The following is a 10,543-nucleotide window of genomic DNA, read 5'->3' as shown; positions in this document are numbered from 1 at the left end:
GACGGCGGGCCTAAAGTCCGGCGTCGCGGCTTTCGGCGCGCGTGATGGTCTCGCCCGTGTTCGGGTCGACGACGGAGCGCGTTTCACTGATCCGGCGGCTGCGGCCGGGGGAGGCGAGGACCAGGGAAGCGATGAGCCCGATCACGCCGACCGCCATCAGGATGTACCCGACCATGGCCTGGTCGACATTTGGGATCAGACCGGGAGCGACGGCCCAAGCGAGAATGGCACCGACGGCGATCAGGAAGATGGAGGAACCGATTCTCATGACTTGCTCCTTATTGTCCGGGGACGGATAGGTATTGCTAAGTCTGCTCTCAAGCGCCACGGTACATCGCGGTACCTGTTGATACAACGAATTGGCCCGGCAAGTGCCGCGCCGGTTCCGGGTCGGGTCCGCCAGGCTGGCGCGTACGCTTAAGGGGTTCGGCGTCAACCCTTTGCCGCACGCGCGTCAGCGCGGTCCGCGAATCCACGGCGGCCCGTGCGCCACGGCAGGCCCAAGCGGTCTCGCGGCCGGCGCGCCGTGGCGGGCCCGCACGGGCTGACGGCTCTCGCAGAAACCTCACAGAAGCACGGTTAGCTATGTCCCACGTTTCCCCCAGAGTCGTTGTCACCGGGCTGGGCGCGGTGACTCCCGTTGGCGGCACTGCAGCCGAAACCTGGGACGCCCTGTTGGCAGGCCGCTCCGGAATAGCCGCCCTCGACGAGGACTGGGCCCAGGGGCTCCCGGTCCGGCTGGCCGGACAGGTCACCACGGACCTGGCGGCGCTGCTCTCAATTCGCGAATACAAGAGGATGGACCGCTGCGGCCAACTGGCGCTGGTCGCGGCCCGGGAGGCCTGGGCCCAGGCCGGCCGCCCGGCCGCCGACCCCGAGCGGCTCGCCGTCGTGATCGGATCCGGTTACGGCGGCCTGGACACCACCTTGGAGCAGGCCCGGACGCTCGATGCCAGCGGCCCCCGACGGGTGTCCCCGCATACCCTGACCCGCCTCATGACGAACGCGGCGTCCGCCTGGGTGTCCATCGAGGTCGGGGCCAAAGGCGGCGCCCGGACGCCGGTCAGCGCCTGCGCTTCCGGGGCCGAAGCCATCTCCCAGGGGGCGGACATGATCCGGGCAGGCGACGCGGATGTGGTGATCACCGGTGGTGTGGACTCCTGCATCAACGGCCTGACCATCAGCGGCTTCGCCCAGATCAGGGCCCTGTCCACCCGCAACGACGACGTGCAGTCCGCGTCCCGGCCCTTCGACCGCGACCGGGACGGCTTCGTGCTGGCCGAAGGAGCCGCGGTGCTGGTGCTCGAACGCGAAGACCACGCGCGCGCCCGCGGTGCGGCCATCCTCGGCGTGGTCGCCGGAACTGCGGTGACTTCCGACGCCGCCGACATCGTCGCCGCAGATCCCGCCATGCAGCGCCGGGTGATGGAAAAAGCCCTTGCGGCAGCAGGCGTGGCCCCGCAGGACATCGGACTCGTCCACGCCCATGCGACGTCGACGCCGGTGGGGGACCGACTGGAGGCGGAAGCCATCGGGGCCGTCCTCGGAAGCGACGTGCCGGTCACCTCCACGAAGGCCCTTACCGGACACCTCCTCGGCGGGGCCGGGGCGCTCGGCGCCGTCGTTCTGGTCGAGGCACTGCGCACCGGAGCGTTTCCGGGCACCCGCAATTTCGAAGCGCCGGGCGAAGGCGTGGACCTCAACATCGTCCAGAAGACTGTTTCGGGCCTGTCCGCGACGGCGGGCATCACCAACGCCTTCGGCTTCGGCGGCCACAGCGCCGCGCTGGTGATCACCGGAAGCTAGGCTGGCCCCATGGAGACAGTCGTCTGGTCCAAACCGGAACACGAACGCGACGGAACGCCGCTGCTTGTCATGATGCACGGGTACGGCACTGACGAGTCGCGGATGGTGAGCCTTTTTGACGGCCTGCCGTCCGCCTTCAGCTGCGCCGCGCTTCGGGGCCCGAAGGTGATCGGGGACCACTACGGCTGGTTCCTCTTGGATTACTTCCTGACCCACGACTTTGCCGACGTCGTCTCCTCCACCAACACCGTCTTCAACTGGATCGAGTCCGTTAAGGACCGGCACAGCAGCGTGAGCCTGCTGGGCTATTCGCAGGGGATGGCCATGGCGAGCACCCTGCTGCGGCTGCGGCCGGACCAGTTCCGGGCCACGGTGGGGCTCTCTGGCTTCGTCCTGGAAAACGAACTCCTGGCCATGAGCGAGTCCTTCGAGACGCGCCCGCCGTTCTTCTGGGGCCGGGACAAAGACGACCTCGTGATCAACGGCGCCGCGACGGAGCATACGGAACAGTGGCTCCACGAGCACACGCAGCTCACAGCACGCACCTACCCGGGCATGGGGCACCGGATCTCGAGGGAGGAACTCGTGGATGTCAGCGCCTTCCTTCGCCATTACGTCTTGCGCCCGGTAACTGCAGGGCTGGGATAGTTTCCGCCGGCTGGCCGGCAGGAGAGGTCCCGGGGGGCTTAGTGGGAGGACCGCCGGGTTTATCCAGTTGCAGGCTAAATATGTAAACGCTTACACTCGAGTGCGGCCATGATCACGGCCATCAGACCCGCGGAAGAAAGGGCCGAGCCCGTGCTGCAGGCGTAAACGCCGCCTGCCGCGCCGCTATAAGGGACTGCCCCGGCAGCACACCAGGGAGCGTTCGCCGCTTACCTGCTGCCTGACCAGTTTCCTTCGTAAGACCCCCGCCGCCGGCGCTGATGCCGGCAAGCCCGCCGCCTGTCGGCCGGCTAATCCTGAAGAGTTACCGCCTTCCGTGTGCCTCCGCGCGGCGCGGCCCCGACTTACGCCCAGGTCTGAAAGGACTTTGCACTCATGACTGAGCTTTCCACCGGCACCGCCCCGGCCGACGCGATCGACGGCGCGGCCGCCATCCTCTTTGACCTCGACGGCGTGCTGACGCCCACGGCGATCGTGCACGAGCACGCCTGGCAGGATCTCTTCGACGGTTTCCTCAAGTCCTTCCCTGAGGCACCCGGATACCGCGAAAGCGACTACTTCGACCATATCGACGGCAAGCCCCGCTTCGACGGCGTCCGGGACTTCCTGGCTTCCCGCACACATCGTTCTGCCCGAAGGACCGCTGGATGACGATCCCGCGCACGACACAATCCACGGACTGGGCAACCGCAAAAACAAGGTCTTCAACGACATCGTGGCCGCGGGCGGCGTCGAACCCTATGCGGGCTCGGTACGCTTCATCGCCGCCGTGCAGGCCCGCGGCCTGAAGCTCGCCGTCGTGTCCTCGTCGCGCAACGCCCCTGCCGTGCTCAAGGCGGCGGGATTGTCAGGCCACTTCCCTGTGGTGGTGGACGGCGTCGTCGCCGGGGCGGAAGGCCTGCCGGGCAAGCCTAGCCCTGCCACCTACGAATACGCCGCCCGGCTGCTGGGTCTGCCCAGCGAGGAGTGCGTCGTCGTGGAAGATGCCGTTTCCGGCGTCCAGGCCGGAAGTGCGGGCAGCTTCCATTCGGTGATCGGCGTGGACCGGGGAGCCGGCCGGGAGACACTGCTGGCCGCCGGCGCCACCCTCGTGGTCAGCGACCTCGACGAACTCGTCGAGCCGACGCACGCCTAGCACGCCCAGCACGGCACCCGGCCCACCCCGGCCCTGGCCACTCACCCGGCCCAGCGCCCCGCACCGCCCGCAGCACTTTCACCGCCCCGCTTGAACCGCCTCAAAAGGAAACCCACCATCATGGCCCTCATCACCTCGGACCGCGCCAGGTTCCCCAACAACCCCTGGCAGCTCGTGGAGACCGTTCACGTGCCCGGCAACGCCGGCACGCTGGAGACCCTGTTCAGTCTCGGCAACGGCCACCTGGGCATCCGCGGCGCGCACTGGGCTGCGGCGGACAGCGAGCTGCCGGGCAGCTTCATCAACGGGTTCCATGAGACCTGGGACATCAAGCATGCGGAAAACGCCTACGGCTTTGCGCGCACCGGCCAGCGCATCCTGTACGTTCCCGACGCCAACAACTTCACAGTGATCATCGACGGCGAAACCCTGAGCTTGGCGGAATCCACGGTCCTGGACTACCGCCGCAGCCTCGATTTCGCCACCGGCGTGTACGAGTGCCGGGTCGTCTGGCAGTGCCGCTCGGGCGCCACCGTGACCACCACGGAACGCCGTGCTGTGGGCTATGCATCCCGCGGCGCACTCGGCATCTCCCTCGAGCTCGCTGCGGACCGGGACATCTCCGCGGACGTCACCTCGTCCGTCATCAACCGCCAGGACCAGCCGGTGGAGGACCAGTCGGCGCACGACCCGCGCCGGTCCGGCCGGCACGCCGGGCGGGTCCTCCTGCCGGTCCGTCTCGACGGCGGCGACGGTTCCTTGCGTCTGTCGTGGGAAACTGCGGAATCGAAACAGCGGATCGGCCTGGCTGTGGACCACTGGACATCTGCGGAGGTCCAACCTTTCGACACCCAGGTACACGAGGACGACAGCAGCGTCCGCTACGTCCTGGCCGTTGGTGCGGACCAGCCCTTCGTGCTGGAGAAAAGCGTCAGCTACGCGGTCGGGCAATCAGTCGAGGACTTGACGGACGCCGCTGAAGCCGCCCTGAGGCCCGTCAGCGAGATCTTTGCCGAAAGCGCCGCCCACTACCGGGACTACTGGACCACGAGCGACATCGAGGTGGCCGGGCAGCCCGAGCTGCAGCAGGCGGTCCGCTGGAACCTCTTCCAGCTTGCCCAGGCCACTGCACGTGCGGATGTCGCCGGCATCCCGGCGAAGGGGGTCAGTGGCTCCGGCTACGAGGGCCACTACTTCTGGGACCAGGAAGTCTACCTGCTGCCCTACCTGACCTACACCAACCCGGCGAACGCGCGCCAGGTCCTTGAATTCCGCCACGCGATGCTGCCCGAGGCCAAGGTCCGCGCCAAGGAGCTGAGCGTCGATGGAGCCCTCTTTCCCTGGCGGACCATCAACGGGCTCGAAGCCAGTGCCTACTATGCCGCCGGCACGGCCCAGTTCCACATTGCCGCGGCGATCGCCTTCGCAACCAACCGGTACAACTGGGCCAGCGGTGACACGGAGTTCCAGGAATCCCTCGGCTCCGACCTGTTGATCGAGACCGCCCGGATGTGGGTATCGCTGGGCTTCTTCGGCAAGGACGGGCAGTTCCACATCCACGGCGTCACCGGACCGGACGAGTACACCGCCGTCGTCAACGACAACCTGTATACCAACGTGATGGCGCGCTTCAACCTGCGGGCCGCCGCGGCGCTGGACCACCCGGAGATCGACGACGCCGAACGCCAGCTCTGGGAGCAGGCCGCCAACCGCATGCAGCTGCCTTTCGACGAGGACCTGCAGGTGCACTCACAGGACAACGACTTCATGACCCTGGAGCCGTGGGACTGGAACATGCCGCGGTCCAAGTACCCGCTGCTGCTGAACTTCCACCCGTTGGTGATCTACCGGCACCAGGTCCTCAAGCAGGCAGACACAGTGCTCGCCATGTTCCTGCAGTGGCAGGAATTTACGGCCGAGGAAAAGCGCCGCGCTTTCGATTTCTACGATCCGATCACCACCGGCGACTCCACCCTGTCCGCCTGCGTTCAAGGCATCATGGCGGCCGAGGTCGGTTATGGCGAGGCCGCGCTTGACCACTTCACGCACGCCCTGTTCATCGACCTCGACGACACCCACGGCAACACGATCGACGGCGTCCACATCGCCTCCAGCGGCGGCGTGTGGAGCTCGCTGGTCAGCGGCTTCGCCGGGCTCCGGGATCAAGGCGTTGTGCCCTATTTCGACCCGCGGCTCCCTGCCGGATGGGACGGGCTGTCCTTCCACCTGAAGATCCGGGGCAGGCTGCTGCATGTGGACCTGGAACAGGGATTCATCAACCTGACGGTCCTGGAGGGCGGCCCGCTGGAGGTCGAGGTGCGCGGCGAACTGCTGACGGTGGACGGAGAAACACTCCGGGTGACCCTGGCGCCTGTCGCCGCGCCTGAGCCTACGGTCTTTCCCAGCGGTCCCACGACGGCGTCGATCCCGGTCGTTCGCGCCAATTCCTGAGGCTCCGTCAGCTTCCGACGCCCTAGCTCCGGAGGCCTTTGCCCCCGGCAGGCTCCCTCAATTCCCGACGAGGTCCGTCCCGGTTTTCGTGCTTGGCTCCAGCGGATTGGCGAGCTCGTCGCGGGGCATCCGCGCAACGATCATCGCCACGGCAGCCATGAGCGGGCACACCGCGCCTGCGACGAGGAAGATGAGCCACACCGGGACCACCCCGGCGGCGGGACCGGCCAAAGCCATGGAGACCGGCATGAGGGCCAGGGACACGAAGAAGTCCAGGCTGGAAACCCGGCCGAGCAGGTGCGGCGGGACCCGGCGCTGGAGCAGCGTTCCCCAGATGACCATGCCCACGCCGCCGGTGGCGCCGAAGACGAACAAGGCTGCGGCCACGGCCCAGAAACTGTCCATGATCCCGACGGCAGCGACCGGCAGGGTGCCCGCGCCCCAGGAAACCATCATCACGCTCAGATAGCGGCGCGGCAGGGGGAAGGATGCAGTGGCGAGGGAAGCCACCGCGCCCCCGACGCCCATGACCGCGAGCAGGAAACCGAACATCCGCGAGTCGCCCTCCAGCTGGTCCCGGACCACGAACGGCATCAGCACTTCGATCGGCCCGATCAGGAACAGCACCGAAATGCAGGCCCACAGCAAGGTCCACAGCAACCAGGGCGTCCGGAGGGTGTAGCTCACGCCTTCACGGAGGTCGTGCAGCAGCGAGTTGGCGTGCACCCGGTCCGGCGCGGCGCCGTCGGAAGGCTCCTCGCACGGAACCGGATCCCGGGCCCCGGGCCGGAGGAAGTTCAGGATTGCGAAAGCCAGCAGGTGGCAGGCCGCCACGCCGGTCACCGCGTGCGACGGGGAAAGCGCCGCCACCAGGACGCCGGCAACGGCGGGCCCGGCCGCCTGCTGCAGGATCGGGCGCATGGTCCCTTCCATGCCATTGGCTGCCAGCAGGTCCTCGGGCGGGAGGATCCGGGGCAGGATGGCGGAGTAGGCCGGGAAGAAGAACGCGGCCCCGACGCCCAGCACGAACGCCCCGAGCGCCAGATGCCAGAGCTGCAGCCAGCCGAGCAGGGACAGGCCGCTGATGCTGGCGATGACGGCCAGGTTGGCCCCCTCGACGCCGATGATCAGGAGCCGCTGCGGGACCCGGTCCGCGGCAATGCCGCCGCCGAGCAGGAACACCACGAGTCCCACGCTGCCGGCCGTGGCCACGAGCGAAAGCTCCAGCGGCCCCCCGCCAAGGTGGAGCACCTGATAAACCATCGCCACGGCCCACATTCCGGAGCCGAAGATGGAGATGGCCAGCGCCGCGATCAGCACCCGGTACTCCCGGTGCGCGAAGGGGCGGAGGGCTCGCGGAGCGCGCATGTGCCCAGTCTAAGGGCCCGCCCGGCACTTTTCGCCGGGAAAGGCGGCGCCGGAACCTGCCCGCCCTGCCGGGTGCCGGCAGGGTCCGCCTCCGCGGCTGCTTTGGCCTAGTGTTAACGCGTGAGGGCAGCCGTCAGCTGCCAGCACCTACCGACAGTTCCGGTTCCGACGAGAGGCAACGATGGCCAAGCGCAGCAACCCGGCAATGAAGATGGCACAGAAGTCCGCGCACAAGGTGATGTTCGACGCCGAGGGCAACCCCAAGCCCGGCGTTCACAATGCGCTCCTGCGGGCGGTTGAGATCCAGCGGCCGCTGGTGCTGGCAAACCTCCGGCGGCTGCAGAAGCGGCATCCGCATGCCACGGCGGCGCAGCTCGCAGAAAAGCTGGAGCGTGATTATCTGCTGGCGGTCACCGGCGGCGGCGCACTCGTGGGCGGCACGGCCGTCATTCCCGGCGTCGGCACGGTGGCCGCACTGGGCCTGTCGGCGGCGGCCACCGTGGGGTTCCTGGAGGCCACCGCCGTGTTCGCGACGTCCCTTGCCGAACTGCACGGCGTGCAGATGGTGGACCCGGACAAAGCGAGCACCCTGGTCATGGCCATCATGCTCGGTGAGGAGGGCACGGCCCTTTTGGGGTCCCTCGGCGCGCAGTCCGCCGGGCAGGGCACGGGTCCCACGCAGGCGTGGGGCTCCATCTTCGCCCGCAGGGTCCCCATGGCCGGGTTCGGCTCGGTGCGTGAACGGATCCAGACGATGTTCCTCCGGAACCTCCTCAAGCGCCAGGGCACTGCCCTGCTGGGGCGGGCCCTGCCGTTCGGCATTGGCGCAGTGGTGGGTGGCGTGGGCAACCGCATGATGGGACTCGCCGTCATCGCCAACGCCAAGGAAGCCTTCGGGCCGATGCCGGACACCATCCCCGGCGAACTGCGGGGCATCGCGGACGCTGCCGGGCCGGATGCCCTCGGCAACCCCAACGGCGCCGGCACACGCAATGGCCCGCAGAACGGACTGGGCCCGGGGAACGACTCAGGGCCGGAAGGCGGCAGAACTTGGATCTGAACGCCGGCCTCGGGGCATCCTTCGGCACGTGGGCCATGGGCGATGACGCCGCGATGCTCCCGCTTGTCACGAGCGCCAGCGTGGCGTGCGGGGTACATGCCGGGGATCCGGTGACCATGCTGGACACGTGCCGCGCGGCCTACGAGCTCGATGTCCGCGTGGGTGCCCACATCGGATACCCGGACCTTCCCGGCTTCGGCCTCCGGTTCCTGGACATGTCCTTCGATGATCTCTTTGGCTCGGTGCTGTACCAGCTCGGCGCCCTGGACGGGGTGGCCCACGCCGTCGGCGCCTCCGTGGACTACGTCCAGATGCACGGAGCCCTCTACGACCGGACGGTGAACGACGCCGAGCACGCGTCCGCCGTGATCGCCGCCATCCAGGCCTACGACCCGGGCCTTCCCGTGCTTGGCTTTCCGGGTTCCGAACTGCTTGCTCTCGCGGCGGACGCCGGCCACCCCGTCTTCGCCGAAGCCTTCGCCGACCGCGGCTACCTGCCCGACGGTACCCTTGTGCCGCGCTCGCAGGAAGGCTCCGTGCTGTACGACGCCGGGCAGATCGCCGAACGGGCCGTCCGCCTCGCGGTGAAGGGCGAGATCGAAGCTGTTGACGGCACGGTGCTACGGCTGGAAGCGCAATCGCTGCGCCTGGGCGGGGAGGCCCCCGATTCCATCGCCACGGCCGGCGTGGTCCGTACGGCCCTGGAGCAGGCCGGCGTCGAGCTGGAAAGTTTCGCTTAGGGGCTCAGCCGAACAGCAGGTGCGCCACGGTGAAGATGGCGAGCCCGGCCAGGGCACCCACCACGGTGCCGTTGATCCGGATGAACTGCAGGTCCTTGCCGACCTGGAGCTCGATCTTCTGTGAGGTTTCCTCTCCGTCCCACCGCGCCACGGTATCGGTGATCACCGCGGCGATGTCCGAGCGGTAGGTCTTCACGAGGTAGCCTGCGGCGTCGCCGATCCACTTATTCACCTTGCCGGCGAGGTCGGAATCAACCACCAGCCGTGTGCCGAAGTCGTGTACCGCGGCCTTGAACTTCACGGTCAGCTCGCTGTGCGGATCGTCGACGGCGGTAAGCAGCGCCTTCTTGATGGTGCCCCAGGTGCGGGAGGCCAGTTCCCGGACCTCGGGGTCGCCGAGGACCTGGGACTTGATCCCTTCGGCACGGGCGATCATGACCGGTTCATGCTGCAGGTCCTGGGCGAGGTCCTGCAGGTACGTGTCGATGGACAACCGGACCTGGTGCTGGGGATCGTCCTGCACCGCCTTGGTGAATTTCAGGATCTCCACGTAAACCTTGTCGCCCACGAGACCGTCCACGAAGTTCGGCACCCACGTGGGGGAGCGGTCGGTGACGAGCCTGCTGACGGTCTCGTGGTTGTCCCGGACCCAGTCCACCGTGCGGTCGACCAGCAGGTCCACCAGCGCGTGATGGTGCCCGTCGTCGAAGATCCGCTGCGCCAAGCGGCCCACCGGAGGTCCCCACGGCGGGGTCAGCAGATGCTTGCGGACCATGCTCTCGATCACGGCCTGGACGTCGTCGTCGTTCAGGACGGTGAACGCGCCACGGATGACCGCGGCGCCTTCCTTGGCCACGCGCTCGGGGCCCCCCGGTCCGGACAGCCAGGTTCCCACCTTGCGGGCGATGTCCATCGAGGCAAGCTTCTCGTGGACCACCTGCTCGGAGAGGAAGTTGGTCTCGACGAAGTCGCCCAGCGACGCGCCGATCTGGTCCTTCCGGTTCGGGATGATGGCCGTGTGCGGGATCTTGAGGCCCATGGGGTACTTGAACAGGGCGGTGACGGCGAACCAGTCCGCGAGGGCGCCCACCATGCCGCCCTCGGCCGCCGCCCGGACGTATTCGAGCCACGGATACTGGTTCTGCAGGGCGAACGCGAGCAGGAAGATGACGGCCATCGCGATCAGCAGCGACACCGCCAGCAGCTTCATCTTCCGGAGCGCCGCGGCTTTCCCGGCATCTGCCGCGGCGTACCGGTGTTCGACGGCGGACGCGGACGCGGAGCTGGAGGGTAGATCAGTTTTCACCTGCATGTGCC

8 protein-coding genes and 1 pseudogene are annotated in these 10,543 nt (G+C 68.0%); 6 read left to right on the top strand and 3 right to left on the bottom strand.

Annotated features, from left to right (window positions below; genetic code table 11):
* Positions 1-10: 10 nt before the first annotated feature.
* Complete coding sequence (locus QFZ65_RS00145) at positions 11-268, bottom strand: DUF6458 family protein (protein WP_306907269.1); 258 nt, start codon at positions 266-268, stop codon at positions 11-13.
* A gap of 317 nt (positions 269-585) precedes the next feature.
* Between QFZ65_RS00145 and QFZ65_RS00140 the strand changes: the two genes are divergently transcribed.
* The 4 genes and pseudogenes from QFZ65_RS00140 (at position 586) to QFZ65_RS00125 (ending at position 6,058) form a co-directional block, all read left to right on the top strand.
* Positions 586-1,806, top strand: coding sequence for a beta-ketoacyl synthase (locus QFZ65_RS00140; RefSeq protein WP_306907267.1), 1,221 nt, complete (start codon positions 586-588; stop codon positions 1,804-1,806).
* A 9-nt stretch (positions 1,807-1,815) separates the two neighbouring features.
* Entirely contained in the window at positions 1,816-2,454 is a 639-nt protein-coding gene (locus QFZ65_RS00135; protein WP_306907265.1) for an alpha/beta hydrolase, read from the top strand.
* A 393-nt stretch (positions 2,455-2,847) separates the two neighbouring features.
* Positions 2,848-3,607 (top strand): annotated as a pseudogene (locus QFZ65_RS00130) (HAD family hydrolase).
* A 120-nt stretch (positions 3,608-3,727) separates the two neighbouring features.
* Positions 3,728-6,058 carry a glycoside hydrolase family 65 protein gene (locus QFZ65_RS00125; RefSeq protein WP_306907263.1) on the top strand — a complete coding sequence of 777 codons (2,331 nt, stop codon included), beginning with the start codon at positions 3,728-3,730 and terminating at the stop codon, positions 6,056-6,058.
* A gap of 57 nt (positions 6,059-6,115) precedes the next feature.
* Here QFZ65_RS00125 and QFZ65_RS00120 read toward each other — a convergent pair whose 3' ends face one another.
* Positions 6,116-7,426 carry an MFS transporter gene (locus QFZ65_RS00120; RefSeq protein ID WP_306907261.1) on the bottom strand — a complete coding sequence of 437 codons (1,311 nt, stop codon included), beginning with the start codon at positions 7,424-7,426 and terminating at the stop codon, positions 6,116-6,118.
* A gap of 181 nt (positions 7,427-7,607) precedes the next feature.
* Here QFZ65_RS00120 and QFZ65_RS00115 point away from each other — a divergent pair, with 181 nt between their 5' ends.
* Both QFZ65_RS00115 and QFZ65_RS00110 read left to right on the top strand, forming a co-directional pair.
* On the top strand, positions 7,608-8,486 hold the full coding sequence (locus QFZ65_RS00115) for a hypothetical protein (protein WP_306907259.1): 879 nt from the start codon (positions 7,608-7,610) through the stop codon (positions 8,484-8,486).
* Positions 8,477-9,226, top strand: coding sequence for a LamB/YcsF family protein (locus tag QFZ65_RS00110; protein ID WP_306907257.1), 750 nt, complete (start codon positions 8,477-8,479; stop codon positions 9,224-9,226). The genes QFZ65_RS00115 and QFZ65_RS00110 overlap by 10 nt, the downstream gene beginning before the upstream one ends.
* Before the next feature lie 4 nt (positions 9,227-9,230).
* Here QFZ65_RS00110 and QFZ65_RS00105 read toward each other — a convergent pair whose 3' ends face one another.
* Entirely contained in the window at positions 9,231-10,436 is a 1,206-nt protein-coding gene (locus tag QFZ65_RS00105) for a DUF445 domain-containing protein (protein ID WP_306912454.1), read from the bottom strand.
* Positions 10,437-10,543 lie beyond the last annotated feature (107 nt).

The organism is Arthrobacter sp. B3I9 (genome assembly GCF_030816935.1).
Lineage (GTDB): Bacteria > Actinomycetota > Actinomycetes > Actinomycetales > Micrococcaceae > Arthrobacter.
The sequence above is the reverse complement of the archived record's forward strand: the minus strand, read 5'-3'. Positions and strand labels throughout refer to the sequence as shown.